The sequence below is a fragment of the Pseudomonas putida genome (assembly GCF_022627325.1).
Classification (GTDB): domain Bacteria; phylum Pseudomonadota; class Gammaproteobacteria; order Pseudomonadales; family Pseudomonadaceae; genus Aquipseudomonas; species Aquipseudomonas putida_X.
The window spans coordinates 299,809-316,976 of sequence record NZ_JAETZZ010000002.1 but is presented as its reverse complement, the minus strand read 5'-3'; the positions used below and the strand labels follow the sequence as shown (position 1 = coordinate 316,976).

At 63.8% G+C, this 17,168-nt stretch carries 12 protein-coding genes; 4 read left to right on the top strand and 8 right to left on the bottom strand.

What is annotated here, in order from left to right; translation table 11 throughout:
• The first annotated feature begins 1 nt into the window (after position 1).
• Positions 2 to 1,303 carry an ATP-binding protein gene (locus JNA92_RS05305; protein ID WP_241803705.1) on the top strand — a complete coding sequence of 434 codons (1,302 nt, stop codon included), beginning with the start codon at positions 2 to 4 and terminating at the stop codon, positions 1,301 to 1,303.
• A gap of 196 nt (positions 1,304 to 1,499) precedes the next feature.
• On the top strand, positions 1,500 to 2,747 hold the full coding sequence (locus JNA92_RS05300; RefSeq protein ID WP_241803704.1) for a delta-60 repeat domain-containing protein: 1,248 nt from the start codon (positions 1,500 to 1,502) through the stop codon (positions 2,745 to 2,747).
• A 21-nt stretch (positions 2,748 to 2,768) separates the two neighbouring features.
• Here the strand turns inward: JNA92_RS05300 and JNA92_RS05295 are convergent, their stop codons facing one another.
• Genes JNA92_RS05295 through wecB form a run of 5 tightly spaced genes read right to left on the bottom strand, consistent with a single transcriptional unit; the run spans position 2,769 to position 11,071 of the window.
• The gene (locus JNA92_RS05295; RefSeq protein ID WP_241803703.1) at positions 2,769 to 3,881 is read right to left on the bottom strand and encodes a GGDEF domain-containing protein; all 1,113 of its coding nucleotides are present in this window, start codon (positions 3,879 to 3,881) and stop codon (positions 2,769 to 2,771) included.
• A 26-nt stretch (positions 3,882 to 3,907) separates the two neighbouring features.
• Positions 3,908 to 4,747, bottom strand: a complete 840-nt coding sequence (locus JNA92_RS05290; RefSeq protein ID WP_241803702.1) for a DUF4434 family protein — start codon at positions 4,745 to 4,747, stop codon at positions 3,908 to 3,910.
• The gene (locus JNA92_RS05285; protein ID WP_241803701.1) at positions 4,747 to 7,749 is read right to left on the bottom strand and encodes a phage receptor; all 3,003 of its coding nucleotides are present in this window, start codon (positions 7,747 to 7,749) and stop codon (positions 4,747 to 4,749) included. Before JNA92_RS05285 ends, JNA92_RS05290 begins: the two co-directional genes overlap by 1 nt.
• A complete protein-coding gene (nrfB, locus tag JNA92_RS05280) occupies positions 7,746 to 9,920 on the bottom strand; it encodes a cyclic di-3',5'-guanylate-activated glycosyltransferase NrfB (RefSeq protein WP_241803700.1) in 2,175 nt (724 codons plus the stop codon). The genes JNA92_RS05285 and nrfB overlap by 4 nt, the downstream gene beginning before the upstream one ends.
• Positions 9,917 to 11,071 carry a non-hydrolyzing UDP-N-acetylglucosamine 2-epimerase gene (gene wecB, locus JNA92_RS05275; RefSeq protein ID WP_241803699.1) on the bottom strand — a complete coding sequence of 385 codons (1,155 nt, stop codon included), beginning with the start codon at positions 11,069 to 11,071 and terminating at the stop codon, positions 9,917 to 9,919. Before wecB ends, nrfB begins: the two co-directional genes overlap by 4 nt.
• 309 nt (positions 11,072 to 11,380) lie before the next feature.
• Between wecB and JNA92_RS05270 the strand changes: the two genes are divergently transcribed.
• Positions 11,381 to 11,812, top strand: coding sequence for a PACE efflux transporter (locus JNA92_RS05270; RefSeq protein WP_241803697.1), 432 nt, complete (start codon positions 11,381 to 11,383; stop codon positions 11,810 to 11,812).
• 184 nt (positions 11,813 to 11,996) lie between these two features.
• Entirely contained in the window at positions 11,997 to 13,559 is a 1,563-nt protein-coding gene (gene ilvA / locus JNA92_RS05265) for a threonine ammonia-lyase, biosynthetic (protein WP_241803695.1), read from the top strand.
• Between the two features lie 96 nt (positions 13,560 to 13,655).
• Here ilvA and JNA92_RS05260 read toward each other — a convergent pair whose 3' ends face one another.
• The 3 genes from JNA92_RS05260 to JNA92_RS05250 all read right to left on the bottom strand — a co-directional run bounded on the left by JNA92_RS05260 (position 13,656) and on the right by JNA92_RS05250 (position 17,115).
• Positions 13,656 to 14,843, bottom strand: a complete 1,188-nt coding sequence (locus tag JNA92_RS05260) for a hypothetical protein (RefSeq protein ID WP_241803694.1) — start codon at positions 14,841 to 14,843, stop codon at positions 13,656 to 13,658.
• A 63-nt stretch (positions 14,844 to 14,906) separates the two neighbouring features.
• Positions 14,907 to 15,374 (bottom strand): VOC family protein, encoded by a 468-nt coding sequence (locus JNA92_RS05255; protein WP_241803692.1) that lies wholly within the window; start codon positions 15,372 to 15,374, stop codon positions 14,907 to 14,909.
• Positions 15,375 to 15,495: 121 nt separating this feature from the next.
• A complete protein-coding gene (locus JNA92_RS05250; protein WP_241803690.1) occupies positions 15,496 to 17,115 on the bottom strand; it encodes an NADP-dependent glyceraldehyde-3-phosphate dehydrogenase in 1,620 nt (539 codons plus the stop codon).
• Positions 17,116 to 17,168: the final 53 nt, after the last annotated feature.

The window sequence follows — 17,168 nt, the reverse complement described above, 5'->3', positions numbered from 1 at the left end:
CATGCTGAAGATTCTGGTGCGCCTGTACCTGGTGATCATCGTCGCCTATGCCGGTGCTCTGTTGTTGATTCCAGACGCCATCGTCGGCCTGTTCCATGACCGGTTCATGGCCTACAACCTGGACCAGGCCAAAGGCGTGCAGTCACTGATCGTGCGCCAGTTCCGCCAGGCCCCGCGCGAGCAATGGCCGGCGGTCGAACAGGACCTGGCCGAGGCGTTCGCGCCGCTGCAGGTGAGCCTGTTGCGTACCGATCAGGCCAACTTGAGCGCGCCAGAGCAGGCGCGTCTGGCGCAGGGCTTGTATGCGGTGCGCATCGGCGACTGGGGTTACTACCAAACGGTGCTGGCGCCGCTGGAGGAGGGCTGGCTGGTAAGCCTGCACTCGCCACCGGACCCACTGGACATCAACGTGCTGTCCTGGGGCGTGACCGTGCTGATCGGCGCCGCACTGCTCGGCTGCCTGCTGCTGTGGCTGTGGCCTCACTGGCGCGACCTCGAGCGCCTCAAGGAAACGGCCAGGCGCCTGGGCCAGGGGCAGATGGCCGAGCGCACGCATATTTCCCCGCATTCGAACATCGGTGAGCTGGCCGGTGTGTTCGACACCATGGCCAGCGATTTGGAGCGCCACGTCAATCAGCAGCGTGAGCTGCTCAACGCCGTGTCCCATGAGCTGCGCACGCCGCTTACCCGCCTGGACTTCGGCCTGGTGCTGTTGTTTGACGAAGTGCCGCCCACCAGTCGCAAGCGCCTGCTGGAGCTGGTCGGTCACGTACGCGAGCTGGATGAGCTGGTACTCGAACTGCTGTCCTACAGCCGGCTGTACAACGCCGACCAGGCCCGTGAGCGGGTCGAGGTGTCGTTGCTGGAATTGGTCGACAGTGTGCTTGGTGGCTTTGCCGAAGAACTCGATAGCCGGGGCATCCGCTGGGAAGTGCGCGCCGATGATGGTTTGCCCCGTTTTGTGCTTGACCCGCGTCTGACGGCCCGGGCCGTGCAGAACCTGGTGCGCAATGGCATGCGCTATTGCGATCAGAGCCTGCTGCTGTGCCTGCGCCTGGAAGAGGACGGTGCTAGCCTGTTGACGGTCGAGGACGACGGTATCGGCATCCCGGCCGAAGAGCGCGAACGGATCTTCCAGCCGTTCTACCGCCTGGACCGCAGCCGGGATCGAAATACCGGCGGCTTCGGCCTGGGGCTGGCGATCAGCCGGCGGGCCATCGAGGGGCAGGGTGGGACATTGACCGTGGCGCAGTCGGCGCTGGGTGGGGCGCAGTTCAGGATTCGTCTGCCAGCAGCTTGGTAAACTTACACTTTCAATAGCGAATAATTTCTTCGCGGATGTAATAGCGAAGGTAACTTTTCTGAAGTAATAACCGAACTTTTTCTCACCCCCCGTAAATGCTCGACCGAAATTTTTAGAATCATTCACAGGGTTAGTTTTTTCCAATGGATGATGAGATTTATGTGCCTTCCTTAATGACGGATTGAGAGGTCCATAGATGTCTGAATTATCCTGCAAGAGCTGTATCCCGGATGCGGCTTTCGGTCAAAGCGGAACAGTTGAGATTGTCTTCCCCGGTAACGTCGCCAGCGGCGTGCACGGTATGGCGTTGAATAACGGCCGCCTGTTCGTGGTGGCCCGGGTCAGCCACGGCTTTGCGGGCCAGGTCGCCTTTGCCGGTTTGACCGAGCAGGGCCAGGTGGACCCAAGCTTCGGCCAGCAGGGTTTTGTCATGGCGCCGTTCGGTAAAGACCATGCGGCCAAGCCGATCGAGGTCATCGCCAGTGCCGGTGGTGACTTCGTGGTGCTGGCTGAAGACCGTTCGCAGTCGGCTGGCTTCCCCATCCTGGGGCGCTACAAGCCCAATGGCGAGCCGGATCGCAGCTTCGGCGAGGCGGGTGTGGTAACGCTCAAGCTGCCAGGGCTGCTAGCCAACGATGAACCCTTTGGCCTGACCGAACTGGCCGATGGGCGGCTGCTGGTCGCCATCACCCGCTTCGACCATGAGGCGAACAGCGTGGGCCTGCTGGTGCGTTTGCTGGCCGATGGCAGCCTTGACGCCTCGTTCCATGACAACGGCGTGTTTGTCTTTGCCTTGAACGATGCGTCCAACCTGTGGTTCGAGGGGGCCTTGCAGCAACAGGATGGCCGGGTAGTGGTCTGGGGCTCGACCGATGCGGCGGGGTTGTTGCTGCGCCTGGGCCTGGATGACCTGCCCGACGCTGGCTTTGGCGAGAGTGGCTGCGTGCGTCTCACCGCGCCGCGTGGTACTCAGCGGGCGAGCATCGAGTTCTATGACGTGGTCGAGGGTGAGGGCGGCGACCTGGGGGTTGCCGGTGCCACCGACAGCCGGCCTTATCTGGCAGTGGTCGGGCGAGTCACGTCCACGGGACAGTTGGATCCGTCCTTCAACAACGGTGATGTGCTGGTAACCGCCGCCAGCAGCTTTGGCTCCCGTTGGGTCCGCAGCCTGCAGCGTGACGGCCGAGTCACGGTCTGTGCTGGCTTGACCGGTATTCCTTACAACGAGCGCGAGACCGAGTTTCTGGTAGGGCGCCTGTTGGCAGATGGGCAACTGGACCCGGGCTTCGGCAACGGTACCGGCCTGAAGCGCACCAACATCGAAGCGGGCGCAGACGTTGCACACTGTGCGTTGAGCCCGGACGATCAGCGCCTGATCCTGGGCGGCACTGCGAACGTGCCGGGTGAGAACAGCAAGGCCTACCTGGTGTGCTACTTCGTTTGACGCGATACAGGCAGGGGCTGATCAGCCCTTGCCTTGCGGGTCGAGCGCTTGCCTGTCGGCCTCCTGCTGCCAGAGTACGTAGCGGTCCTTACCGGCATGCTTGGCCTGGTAAAGGGCTTGGTCGGCATGCATCAACGCCTTGCTCAAGGTGTCCCCGGCGACGATTCGGGTCAGGCCAATGCTGATCGTCACCGGTTGTGCGTCCACGTCCTTGCGCACCCGTTGGCACAACATCGCGACGCGCCGCTCGGCGTCTTGCTGGTCGAGCCCGGCGAATAAAATGACGAACTCTTCACCGCCCAGCCGGGCAAATTCATATCCCTGCATCGTGGTCTTGATGTGCGCGGCCACGCGCTTGAGCACTTCATCGCCGACGTCATGACCAAAGCGGTCGTTGACCTTCTTGAAATTGTCGATATCGATCATCGCCAGGTATTGCCCCGGCGGCGCCTGGTGCAATTGCCGCTCGGCCTTGACCATGAACGAGCGGCGGTTGGGGATTTCGGTGAGCACATCTACATAAGCCTGTTCGAGCAGCAACCTGGACATGTAGAAGTTGTGCAGCTTGGCCTGGCGGATGCGCAGGTAGCTGTAGATCACCAGGCCGCTCAAGAACACCGCATAGCTGAGCAGCATCGCGGCTTCAAGTTCGTCGAGGTCGATGTTGGTGCCGTAGAACGGGTTGAGCATGGCCCAGGTGATGACCATGGCGCAGAAGAACGACCAGCGCCGGACTGGCAGGACCGAGACGCTGTACAGCACGGTGGATGTGCCCAGCACCAGCCAGACCGGGCGCAGGGCGATAGGCAGGCCTTCGATGACCAGGCGCATGCCCAGGGTGATGACGGTGATGAACAGCAGGTTGAGTACGTCGAAATGGTGGCTCCGGCGGGTGAAGCCCAGGACTACCGTGAGGCTGCACAGCAATGCCATGAACAGGCCGGAACGCCAGGTGAAGCCCTGGTTGCCCAAGTAGCTGACAATCAGGTCGAAGACTAGCCAGACGGCGATGCTGACGCAGAAAATCAGCTGGCAGAAGCGCCGCGAGTTGTCGAATTCATGCTGGCGGAACTCGGCGCGCAGTGCAGCGGGCGCGACCTGCTGGCGAACGTGGTCCTCGATGGTCTTGAACATGCCTGAGTTCCTGCTCAAACGGCCACTCACTCCAATGACAGAACACCGCGAGCCCAAGGCCGATAACGCAGCGCAAATACCGCTTCGGCATGGCATCCGCCGGTCAGCACAGGCTCAGCCGCCTGCGCCCGAAAAGCCTGCCCCGGGCCACTCACCTGGCGAAACGCCTCACGCACCACACCCACGCGGCACGGCAAGGCCTGCTCGTACCCCTGGCGCACCAGGGGCGGCAGCCGCCCGGTGCCGGCGCCGTCCTGCCACCACACAGTCAAGCCCAGCTGCGCCAGTTGATCCAGCCATGCGGCGTTGACCCGCGGCGCCAGCCTGCCGGCACTGAAGGCACTGAGGTGCAGCGGTTTGTCCAGCTGCCGGTTGAATGCCTGCAGCTGGCTGTACAGCGCCTCACGGCGCTGGGCGTCGCGAAAGTGCAGGTCGTCCAGTTCCATCGGCAGGTACCACCCCACCACATCGAGGTTCCAGGCCTGGCGTAGCTGCTGATAGTGACTCAAGGAGCGTCCCAACTGAGCCTTCCAGTAGCTGCTCAGCCCCTCGCTGTCGGACTGCTCGATGCGCTTGTAATAATCCGGGTCCATGTAAAGCCCGAGCACCAGCTCAAGGCCTTGGGCGCGGGCCTCGCGCAGGCTGTTGGCCAGCCAGCCCTGGGCGCCGCCAAAATCACTGTCGCCATAGGCGCTCCATTGCACGATCAGGGTCTTGCCACCCTGCGCCGCCGTGGCCTGCCACAGTCGCTGCCACTGGGCCGGGCTGATCTCGGCATCGCGGTTCAGCGGCTGATAGAACAGGCGTTGGTCTGCCAGCGCCGGCAGGCACAGGGCGAGCATGCAGATTGCCAGGAAGGTACGCATCAGAAGGTCATCTCCGCGCCAACCAGCACACCGTCAGCCCGCTGGTAGAGGTTGCCTCCCAGCGACTGCTGATATTCGGCACGCACTTTCAGCGTGCCGCGGTAAGCGTTGTAGCGATCGTCGTCGAACCACCACTGCCAGCGCAGGCCGACACCGGCGCGGGCATCCTGGCGCCAGTCGTTGCTCGGGTCCTGGCTGGAAAATTCGACGAATCCGTATGGCATCAAGGTCTGCGGCGAGCTGCCAGGCAGCTTCCAGGCATGGCCCTGTTGGTAGCGCGATAGCCAGGCATGGTCGCCGGCACGGGTCCACCAGGCAGCGTCCAGGTAGAGGAAACGTTCGTTCCAGTCGTCTTCGTCGACCCGCCAGTCGTTGCGCCAGGTGCCCTGGTCGAGGAACGACGCCGTCGCGCGCAATAGCAGGTCATTGCTCGACTCGGCATGGTTGCGCAAGTCGCTCCAGTTGCCGCCGACCTTGCTCGGGCTCAGCAGCTCGCCCAGGCTCAGGCCGCTGTAGTGCTCGGTGTCGATCTGCCGCTGGTGGTACAGCTCGGCATACAGGTTGAGGTTGGCCTGGCCGAGCGGTTTGTAGCGCAGGCCAACCCCGGTGCCCATGCTTTGCGCGTAATCGGTGCGGCTTTGGCCACCGAACAGCACCCGGCCGTACACCGACAAGGTGCTGCCGTCGCGGCTGGGTTCTTCGCCCAGGGCGTGGTCCCACATGGCCATTTGCACATTCTGCGATTGCGCCCGGCGGGAAGTGCCGCTGCGCTCGCCGTTTTCGAGGAATTTGTCGTTGGTCGAGGTGCCGGCGGGCGACCAGGTGCTGGCCAGGGAGACACTGTCACGGCGCGACAAGGTTTCGTGGGCGCGACGCTGGCGGTATTTGCGCGCTTCGAGGCTGCCGAACTCATCGTCGGCATCGACCAGATGCTGCTCAACATCGAGGATCCGGCGCAGTTCGCGGCGGGCCGAGGCGCTGTCTTGGGCTTCGTCATAACGCAGGGCGAGGGTTTCGCCAATGCGGTAATCCTCAGGAAAGTCGTGGGTAGCCTGCTCCAGGTACGGGATCGACTGGCGCCGCAGGGTTTTGTCGGGGGAACTGGCCAGGCGCATGCCGTAGTCCGCGCGGTAGCGTGGCTGGTCGGGGGCCAGGCGCACCGCTTCGGCAAGCCAGGCGCTGCTCTGGGCGGGGTCGCCTACCAGCTGCGCGGTGCTGGCAGCCGCGTAGAAGTGCTCCGCGCGTGGGTTGTGCGCCAGCGCTTGGCGCTGGAAACCCAACGCCGTCTGTGGGTCGCCCTGGCGTTGGGCGATCGCGGCGCCGAGCGCCCAGCTGTCGACGCTGTCGTGTGCAGCGCCATCCCAGTAACGGCGGGCAGCCTGGATGTCGCCGGCGTTCAAGGCCCCGGCGGCGGCGGTCAGGCGGGCGTTGTCAGTCCAGGCGCTGTCCGGCAGGCTGCGCCAGATGGGCAGGGCGGCTTCGGAGTCGCCAGCAGCTTCCAGGGCGTAGGCCAGCGGTAGGCGACTACCCCTGTCGCCCAAGCGTTCGGCAGCCTGGTAATAGACCACTGCTTCACCGGGTTGCTCAGGCATCGCGCAGCGACCCAGGGCGCGGTACTGCCCGGCTTCGGTGGGGGTGGCCGTAATGGCCTGGCGCACGGTGTCGCACTGGCCGGCCTCGGCCAGGCGGCCGAGCAACTGGGCGCGGGTGCTGGCATCGACCCTGGGCATCAGGCTGAGCATGCGCCGGGTGTCCAGCGGGCCGTCGTTGCGTGCATACAGATTGCCCAGGCGCTGCAGCAGCGAAGGCGTCAGACGGCCTTGCCGGCGGTCGTAGGCCTGCTCCAGCAGGCCTCGGGCACGGTCGCCATGGCCTTGCTGCAACAGCAGGAACGTGGCCTGTTCGAGTGCCGCCAGGTCACCGCTTTGACGGTAACGCTGTTCCCATTCGGCTGCAGTACGTGGTTGCGGCGCTGGCGCAGGGTCGCCATAGAGGCGCTGCTTGAGCACCGCATAGGCGCGGGGATCCGCGCTGATCTGGCAGCCCTTGAACTGCGCGCGGGCGACATCCGGGTCGTGGCGTGACAGCCAATCGACGGTGTCCAGGCACGGGCGCTGCAGTTCGTTGCTCAAGCGCCGGACCAAGGGCGCATCGTCGCCTTCACGGGCCAACTCCCAAAGCTGCTGGCGCAGTGCCGGGTCCTGCAATTGCTCGGCGGGCAGGCTTTGCAACCAGCGCTGGGCCTGCTCGTTATGGCCCACGGCGATGGCCCGGTTGGCCATCGCCAGCCGGGTGCGGTCGGCGATCTCGGGCGAGGGAGCGCTTTGCAGGAGCTTGCCCAGGCCCTTTTCATCGAGTTGTTGAACGTACGCATTGGCCAGCCGCTGCCAGTCCTCTGCCGGCAACTGGCCTTGGTCGGCCAAGGGTTGCAGCTGTTCGATGGTCTGCTTCCAGTTGCGCAGTTGCTCGGCGAAGTTGGCCCGGGCAAGGCGCAGCACTTTGCCGTCGTCGCGCGGCGGCAGCTGGTTGAGCCAGTCCAGGGCCCGGCCGGCGCCTCCGAACTTGGCCAGGCTCAGACTGTAGGCCTGCCACAGGCGGACCCGCTGCATGCTGTCGGCCGTGGCTAGCCAGCTTTCCACCTGGCTGGCGGGCGGTGGGTCCTGTTCGATCCAGGTCAGGCGCAGTTCCAGCAGGGCATTGGCGTATTCGGGGCTGCCACCGAGTTGCTCGGCCAGGGCTTGGGCGTCCTTGTAGCGGCGTTGGTGAGCCAGTGCCTCGACCAGCAGTGCGCGGGCCTCGTCATTATTCGGCACCCGGCCCAATACATGGCGGGTCAGGCGCTCGACTTCGGCCCAGTTGTCCTTCTTGGCTTCGCGGTAACTGCGCTCCATGAACGGATAGCTGGTAAAGCGCTGAAAATCGGTCATCGGCGCCGCCAAGGCAGGCAGGGCGCAGGAGCACAGCAGCAGGCTGGTGAACGTGAGGGTCAAACGCGGCTTCATGCCACCTCCCTGATCAGGTCGAAAGCAGCCTGCTGCTCGCTGGCCTGTTCGGCGAGCGCCTGCTCCAGCACGGTCTCGGTGATGATGCCGCGTGCGATCAAGTGCTCGCCGAGGCTTTGCTGCTCGGGGTCGAAATCGATCAGCGCCTGGTTGAACAGCGTCACCGGCACCATGCCGCGCACCTGCAGCAAGGCACCGAGCATGACCTGGTGAGTGCTGACCTGCTCGATCAGTTCGGCGTTGTCCTGGTGCTTTTCCAGCACTTCCAGCATCTGCTGGGTCTCAGCATGCTGCCAGGGGCTGGGGTAGTGATAGCGCAGGCCCAGCGTTACCCGTCCCTGTGGCGCCAGCCGGTAGTTGACCGGGCGCTTGAGCTGGCGGCTGATGACTCCCAGCGAGACCTGGCTGACCGGGCTTTCGCTGGCCAGCACCAGGGTGTCGCCCTCTTCGGCTACCGGCAGTACGCCATAGTGCGTCGCCAGGCGGCGTGGCAGTAGCGCGATCAGTTGCCGATCGAGCTTGAACGGGTTCAGGGGGGCCCAGGGCAGGTCGAGTTGTTCGGCGAGGGTCTGCACCAGCTGTTCACTGGTCAGCCAGCCACGCAGCAGCAGTTCGCGGCCCAGACGCCGCCGTACCGGGCTGGTGATGGCCTGTTCGAGCTGCGCTTCGCTGATATAGCCCTTGGCGACCAGGCGGTGCCCCAGCGGGGTACGGGCCGGTGAGGCGATGGCGGGGAATTCGTGGGTGGTCTTGTCCCAGGCCACCCGGCGCGAATCGCCCATCTCCATCACTTGCCGCAGGGCGCGCAGGTTGGCGAAGAAGTTGACGAAGTTGCTCCACATCATCCGTGGGGCCGACAGCAGCCCCTCACCGATGCCGTAATAGCGGGTGACGAACCAGCCACGCTGGATCAGGCGGTTGATCAGCAGCAGGCCGTTGAGCCAGAGCAGCGTGGTCAGCAGTTGGCTGTCGCTGAGGATCGACATGAAGCGCCAGGATTGCGGAGCAATCACCGTCACCAGCCACATCGCCAGCAGCACCAGCAGCAACAGGTTGACCAGAAAGCTCAGCAGGTAGGCGAACAAGCCTCGGCGGTCGCGCCAGAGGAAGTAGTTGAGCGCGCCTGTTCGGCTCCAGCCCAGGTTGCTGGTGCCCTGAAACACGATGCCGACGATCCAGCGGGATTTTTGCCGAATGGCATGCTGCCAGTCGCGCGGGAAGTGCTCGCGCACGCAGATCACCTGGGCGAACTCGCGGCTCATGCCGGGGCGCCATTGCTGCTTGAGGGCCAGTGCTGGGTCGGTGACCGAGTAGCGGGCAAAGATGCACTTCATGCCTTTATGCTTCAGGCGAAAGCCGATGTCGTAATCCTCGGTCAGGCTCTGCACGTCGAAGGCGATGCCGTCACCGTCCTCGAGCAGGGCGCTGATGGCACGGCGGCTGAAGCAGGTACCCACCCCGGCACTGGGCACCTGGCCGGTAAGTGCCTCGCGGACGATCACGTCCTTGCCGTGGTTTTCGGCGAACTCGTCCACGTAATGCCCGGCGGTGAAGCCGCGCCATTGCGGCGCGTACGGGTACACCGGGATCTGGATCATGTCCTTGGCGGGCAGCAGGTAGTTGAACAGCCGCAGCTCCATGGGCGAGATCACGTCCTCGGCGTCATGCAGGATGAAGCCTGCGAACTCGATCCGCGCGTCGTTCTGGAAACGCAGGATGGCATCGATGATGTTGTTCAGGCAGTCAGCCTTGCTGGTGGGGCCGGGGCGGGCGCAGACCACCTTGTGGACGTTGGGGTAGTGCAGGCACACGGCATCGACGTCGGCCTGGGTTTGTGGGTCGTTGGGGTAGGTGCCGACAAAGATCTGGTAGTTCTCGTAGTCGATGGTCGAGGCCGCCAGGCGCGCCATTTCACCCACCACGCCCACTTCGTTCCAGGCCGGGACCATGATCGCCAGGGGCTTTTCCGGCACCTCGAACAGGCGCTTCTCGTCGGCCCTGGCGTACTTGTCATAGATACGCAAATGGCGGAACAGCTTGCGGCACCAGTAGCACAGGTCGATGAACAGGTCGTCCAGCCCGAGCAGGAACATCAGTGCGGCGAGGATGATCGCCAGGATCTTGAGGCCAAACAGTACGTAGGTGAGAAAATCGATGAAAGCCAGGCTCATGCGTCATCCCGTTTGCTCAGGCTTTCCTCGAACCAGCGGCTCAGGCGCTCGGCGATGATTTCGCTGGCGTGGCCGTCACCGAATGGGGTGAATACGCGCGCCATGCGCGCGTAGGCCTGGTCATCGTCCAGCAATTGGCTGGTTTCCTTGACGATGCGCTCGGTCTGCGTGCCGACCAGCTTCACCGTTCCGCCTTCGAGCACTGAGGGCCGTTCGGTGACCTTGCGCAGCACCAGCACTGGCTTGCCCAGGGCCGGGGCTTCTTCCTGGATGCCACCGGAGTCGGTGAGGATGATGTGGGCGCGGTTCATCAGCCATACGAAGTGCTGATAGTCCTGTGGCGCTATCAAGTGGATGTTGTCACGCCCCGAGAGCAGGCCGTAGACCGCTTTCTGCACTTGCGGGTTGAGGTGTACGGGGTAAACGAACTGCACATCGGGGTATCGCAGGGCCAGTTCGGCCAGTGCCAGGCAGATACGTTCGAAACCGGCGCCGAAGTTTTCCCGACGATGGCCAGTGATCAGCACCATGCGCTGATCGTCCTGCAGGTTGTGCAAGGGCGAGTCGGCGGCGGGGTGCCATGCGGTTTCCTTCAGGTATTCACGCATCCACAGCAAGGCGTCGATGACGGTGTTGCCGGTGACTTCGATATGTTCCAGCGGTACGCCTTCGCGCAGCAGGTTGTCGCGGGCCTTGGTGGTGGGCGCGAAGTGCAGGTCGGCGATCACCCCGGTCAGGCGCCGGTTGGCTTCCTCGGGCCAGGGTTGCTGCAGGTTGCCGGTACGCAGCCCGGCCTCGACGTGGCCGATGGGGATATGCCGGTGGAAGGCGGCAAGGCCGGCGATGAAGCTGGTGGTGGTATCGCCGTGGACCAGCACGATCGCTGGCTTGACCTGTTCATAGGCCGTGTCGATCGAGCCCAGCAGGTCGCGGGCAAGGCCATTGAGGGTCTGGTTCTGGGTCATCACCTTCAGGTCCTGATCGACGCTCAGGCCAAAGGCGGTCAGCACTTGTTCAAGCATCTCCCGGTGTTGGCCGGTCGAGCAGATGTGCAGATCGATGTCGGGCCACTCACGCAGAGCCCTGGCCAGCGGGGCCATCTTGATCGCTTCTGGGCGAGTACCGAATACCATCATGACGGTGTTGGCCATCGTGTTGTTCCTTGTACGATTCCCTGGACGAAGGTGTACGACCTTGCGCCGCCTGCAATGGGTAGATACAAGCAGGCAGGTGCCGGGTTGTCCAATGCACGCGCGTTCGCAGCCAACGGCCTGCGTTGAGCACATCAAGGCGAGGTCGATTCACGCCGCCAGGCGGCCGAGTTCCAGGGGGGGATGGGGTGGTGCGGAAACGGTCATGCTAGTTTTTCTTGACTGGATGGTCAGTCAAAAAGTATTTCTGACTTTTTCTTGCTGGCGGCTTCTTGTAACTTGGGAGGCCTTTTCTAGAGGGATCTGAACATGCAAGGCAAGGCACGCAAGATCGTCCAGGCCATTCTCTACGAGGCCATTGCCGTGGCCTGCGTGGCCCCGGCGCTGGAGCTGGCATTCGGGGCCGGCATGGCGCAATCGACCGTGCTGTCGATCCTGATGTCGGGCATCGCCATGAGCTGGAACATGGGCTTCAACTGGGTATTCGAGCGCTGGGAAGCACGCCAGCCCAAACGCGAGCGCACGTTCTTGCGCAGGGTGCTGCACGCACTGGGCTTCGAAGGTGGGCTGGTGGTGATCCTGCTGCCGCTGGTGGCGTACTGGCTGGATGTCAGCCTATGGGCAGCGTTGCTCACCAACATGGCGTTGTTCGTGTTCTTCTTCGTTTATGCTTTCGTGTTCCAGTGGGGGTTCGACAAGGTCTTCGATGTGCCGCTCTCGGCACAGCAAGCCAAGTGTTGACACGCCGACGTACAGCGGGATAAGTTCCCACCCCATGAACACTTTCTCGCACGTGAACGCCATTATTATTACCGCCATTATCAGTTTGGCGGGCTAGCGCGTACGTGCACCGAACCCGCCCTGGAGGCGGGTTTCCACTCTTCGACTCCTGGGCAACGTGAAAACAGCCAAGGAGTTGCGCCCGATGACCAGCCTCAACGTCAGCCCCCGTACCCCGCTTAGCCCTCAGCAGCTGCTGTCGGAGCAGGTGCGGCGCATTTTGTCCGCGCCGGTGTACGACCTGGCCATCGAGACCCCTCTGCAAGCGGCGCCGGCGTTGTCTGCACGCCTGGGCAACCAGGTGTTGCTCAAGCGCGAAGACCTGCAGCCCACGTTCTCGTTCAAGATCCGTGGTGCCTACACCCGGCTGGCGCGTCTGACCACCGCCCAGCGCGAGCGCGGTGTGATCACCGCTTCGGCAGGCAACCACGCCCAGGGTGTAGCGCTGGCGGCCTCGCATCTGGGCATCAAGGCGACCATCGTGATGCCGACCACCACGCCATCGCTGAAGGTCGAGGGTGTGCGTTCACGGGGTGGGCATGTGGTGCTGCACGGTGAAAGCTTCCCCCATGCGCTGGCCCATGCACTGACCCTGGCTGACAGCGAAGGCGCCACCTTCGTCCCCCCATACGATGACCCGGACGTGATCGCCGGGCAGGGCACGGTGGGCATGGAAATCCTTCGCCAGCAGCCCGGCGCGCTGGATGCCATCTTCGTACCGGTCGGTGGCGGGGGCCTGGTGGCAGGCATCGCCGCGTACGTGAAGTACTTGCGCCCTGAGGTCAAGGTGATCGGCGTCGAGCCGGAGGACTCCAATTGCCTGCAGGCCGCCATGGCTGCCGGGGAGCGGGTGATCCTGCCGCAGGTTGGCACCTTCGCTGATGGTGTGGCGGTCGCCCAGGTCGGCGCGCACTGCTTCGAACTGTGCCGGCATTTTGTCGATGAGGTGGTGACCGTCAGCAGTGATGAGCTGTGTGCGGCAATCAAGGACATCTACGACGACACCCGTTCCATCACCGAGCCGTCTGGCGCTCTGGCTGTTGCAGGCATCAAGAAGTACGTGGCCCGCGAAGGCGCGCAGGGGCAGACGCTGGTAGCGATCGATTCCGGTGCCAACGTCAACTTCGACCGCTTGCGCCACGTTGCCGAACGCGCCGAGCTGGGTGAGCAGCGCGAGGCGATCATCGCCGTGACCATCCCCGAGCAGCCCGGCAGTTTCCGCGCCTTTTGCCAGGCACTGGGCAAGCGCCAGATCACCGAGTTCAACTATCGCTACTACCCCGGCAAGCAAGCGCGGCTTTTTGTCGGCGTGCAGACGCACCCGCTGCACGACCCGCGGGAGAACCTGCTGGCACAGCTGACCGAGCAGGGTTACAGCGTGCTCGACCTGACCGACAACGAGTTGGCCAAGCTGCATGTGCGCCATACCGTGGGTGGCCATGCGGCGCCGGGGGCCGATGAGCGGGTGCTGCGCTTCGAGTTCCCGGAACGGCCGGGCGCGTTGTTGGGCTTCCTGGAGCGGCTGGGCAAGCGCTGGAACATCAGCCTGTTCCATTACCGCAACCATGGCGCGGCCGAAGCGCGGGTGTTTGCCGCCCTGGAGGTGCCAAAGGATGAGCAGGCAGGGCTGCCGCTGGCGCTGGATGAGATGGGCTATCGGTATTGGGATGAAACCGACAACCCGGCTTACAAGCTGTTTCTTGGATGATCGGGCGCTGTTGAGATCGAAGGCCGCGCACGGGGCGCTCGATCTGAACAGCCCCGCAACACCCAGACCATGGGCCGGCACGCCACAATGGCCGGCTCAGCGCTCGCGCATGAAGAACCCGGCCACGAACTTGCGGAATGTCTCCAGGCTCTTGAAGTCGGCGTAGCGCTTGAAGTTCTCGGCGTCCGGTTCCGGCCCCACCGGCTGCTCCAGCAGCGACACCGACAGCACGCGGTCCTGGTCGGAGGTCAGCACCAGTTCATCCATCACCTGTCCACCGATCACCGGCCTGCGCATCTGCACTTTCACCCCCTTGCTGGCCATCCAGTCAATCAACGACACCAAGGCCTTGAGCGGCTCACGTTCCTCGTCGCGGTAAACCGGGAACAGGTGAGCGCGCGACAGCACCGGCACGCTGGCCACGTGGATCAGTTCATAGAAGTGACTGCCTGCGCTGGTGGGCGAGTACAGGGTCAGCGCCAGCAGCGGCCCGGATGCCCGACTGCCGCCCCAGTACAGATGGTGCCCCTGGAAGTCGAAACCGTCTTCGCTGCGGTTGTTGAACAGCTTGCGGCCCTTGATCTGGTCGACGCAGTCCAGCAGCAAACCGTGGCGGCGGTGGCTGCCGAACACCGTGGCTTCGCGCAGGCGGGCCTTGAGCATCATCATGTGCTTCATGTCCAGCCGGGTTTCCAGGTAGTTGCTGGCGGGCACGCGTTCGAGCAGCGGGTAACGGCTGGCGACGCTGCGCAGTTCGGCGAACTGGCTGGTCAGGTCTTTCTTCAGGTGCGTGGCGTAGAGGTTCAAGCCGCTGGTTTCGATCCAGGTCAGCAGCAGTGAGAGCAGGCGCTGTTGATCGCGGCGTTCATTGCCATCGCCGGCGCCGCCCGTGCCGTCGCTGGCCTTGCGGAAGTCGCCGAGCAGGCGCAATGGTGTGTCTGGCGCCAGCCAGGCGGCGGGCGGGGCAGGGTCTTGCTCATGGTCGGCGCCCTCACGCTCGTCTTTGCTGAACGGGCAGCCGGGTGCATGCTCGGCGGTGCCGGGGTTGTTCTTGAGAAACAGCGTGCCGGTGCTGCCATTGAGGGTGACATTGAGCACCGGCAGGGCGTCCTTGCGGCAATCGCATGCCAGCCACTGGTTGGCGCTGCGCACCTTCATCAGCAACTGGTTGGCCTGTAACAGGCCGGGGCCTGTGAGGGTGCCGGTGGCGAATGCCTGCAGCAGTGCCTCTTCGGCCGGGGTCAGGCTACGTACCTGCGCGGCGGTTTTGTCGATGATTCGCATGAAGCAGCTCCAAGCTACGAGCCACAAGCTTCAGGCAAAGTTGCGCCGCTTTCAACCAATCGCTCAGTTGCCGGCGAACAGTGTTGCCGCGCGGGCGCGAATTTCGTCGGGGCTGAGGTCTTCTTTATGGGTGGAGACGAACCACAGGTTGCCGAACGGGTCTTTCAACGTGCCGCTGCGGTCGCCGTAGAACTGGTCCTTTACCTCATGCAGGGGGCTTGCTCCTGCTGCGATGGCCTGGGCGTAGACCTTGTCGCAGTCCTCCACGTACAGGTGCAGGCCAACGGCGACACCGTTGAGTGACTGGCTGGGCGCCAGCCCTCCGGCCATGTCGCATGGGTCGGCGAGCATCAGCGAAGAATCGCCGATCTTCAGCTCGGCGTGGCCTACACGGCCGTCCGGGCCCTCTAGACGGAACATTTCGACCGCGCCGAAGGCTTGCTTGTAGAAGTCGATGGCCTTGGCGGCATCCTTGATGCCCAGGTACGGGGTAATGCTGTGTTGGCCTTGTGGAATCGGGCTGGCTGCCATGTTCGACACTCCTCTGAGATGAATGCGAAAGGGGCGGGTTGCGCCCCTTTTGCATAGAGTCGGTCAGGCCGCTCGAAGATCGACAGGTTCGCTAGATCGTTTGTCTATAAGCATGGCCGGGTCAGAAGATGTAATCGGTGGTGAGGAAGGTCGATTGCCGGTTGCGGATGATTTCGCTGATCAGTTCCTTGTTGGCTTCCTGGAAGCGGGTCGCGACCAAGGTACGGATAGAGAACACGCGCAAGGCGTCATGCACCGACAAGGTACCCTCGGCGCTGTTCTTGCGACCATTGAAGGGGTAGGTGTCGGGGCCGCGCTGGCACTGGGCATTGAGGTTGATACGGCCGACCTGGTTGGCAAAGATATCGACCAGGCTGCCGATGGTCTTCGGGTCGTTGCCGAACAGGCTCAACTGCTGGCCGAAGTCGGAATCGAGCACGTAGTCGATCACCGTCTGCAAGTCGCGATAGGGCACCACCGGTACCACGGGCCCGAATTGCTCTTCGTGGTACACCCGCATGTCGCAGGTTACCGGGTAGAGCAGGGCAGGGTAGAAGAACGACCCGCGGCTGTGCCCACCCCCCTCGTTGACCACCCGCGCGCCTTTGGCCGTGGCATCTGCCACCAGGGCGTCGAGGTAATCGACCTTGCCCGGCTCCGGCAGCGGCGTCAGGGCCACCCCTGGCTCCCAGGGCATGCCTGGCTTGAGCGCAGCGAGCTTGCGCTGGAATTTGTCCAGAAACGGTTCGACCACGTCCTCATGGACGAACAGGATCTTCAGTGCGGTGCAACGCTGGCCATTGAACGACAACGCGCCGGTGACCGCTTCTTCGACTGCATTGTCCAGGTCTACCTGGGGCAGCACGATGCCGGGGTTCTTGGCATCGAGCCCCAGGGCGGCGCGCAGGCGGTGCGGGCGCGGGTGGAGCTTTTTCAGATCGCTGGCGGCCTTGTGCGTGCCGATGAAGGCGAACACGTCGACCTTGCCGCTGGCCATCAAGGCACTGACCGTTTCGCGCCCGCGGCCATAAATGACGTTGATCACCCCCGGCGGAAAGCTGTCACGGAACGCTTCGAGGAGCGGGCGAATCAGCAGCACGCCGAATTTGGCCGGTTTGAACACCACTGTGTTGCCCATGATCAGCGCGGGAATCAACGTGGTGAAGGTTTCATTGAGCGGGTAGTTGTAAGGCCCCATGCACAAGGCCACGCCCAGTGGCGCGCGGCGGATCTGGCCGAGCGTGCCCTGTTCGAGTTCGAAGCGGCTGGACCGGCGGTCGAGGTCTTTCAGGGCGTTGATGGTGTCGACGATATAGTCGCAGGTGCGATCGAACTCCTTCTCGGAGTCCTTGAGGTTCTTGCCGATCTCCCACATCAGCAGCTTGACCACGGCCTGGCGCTGTTCGCGCATGCGCGCCAGGAAGGTTTCCACATGCTGGATGCGTTCGGCCACACGCATGTTCGGCCACGCGCCGCGGCCTTTGTCATAGGCCTGTACCGCGGCGTCCAGTGCCGTCAGGGCCGTATCGGCATCGAGCAGCGGGGCGCTGCCGAGGATCACCTGGCGCTCGCCGCCGCCTTCCTTCAGCCATACCGGGCTGCGCACGGTGGCCAGCGGGCCGTCCCAGCGCCTCAGTTCGCCATTGACCAGGTAATCGCGTTGCTCCAGGGGGGCATCCAGCTGCCAGGGGGTAGGGACATCCCCGGCAGCAGGAAACAGCGAATCGAGCAGATGGTCCATGTGTGCTGCACCTCACAAGTCTGGGTAGGTGAATCGCTTCAGCTTCGAGGATG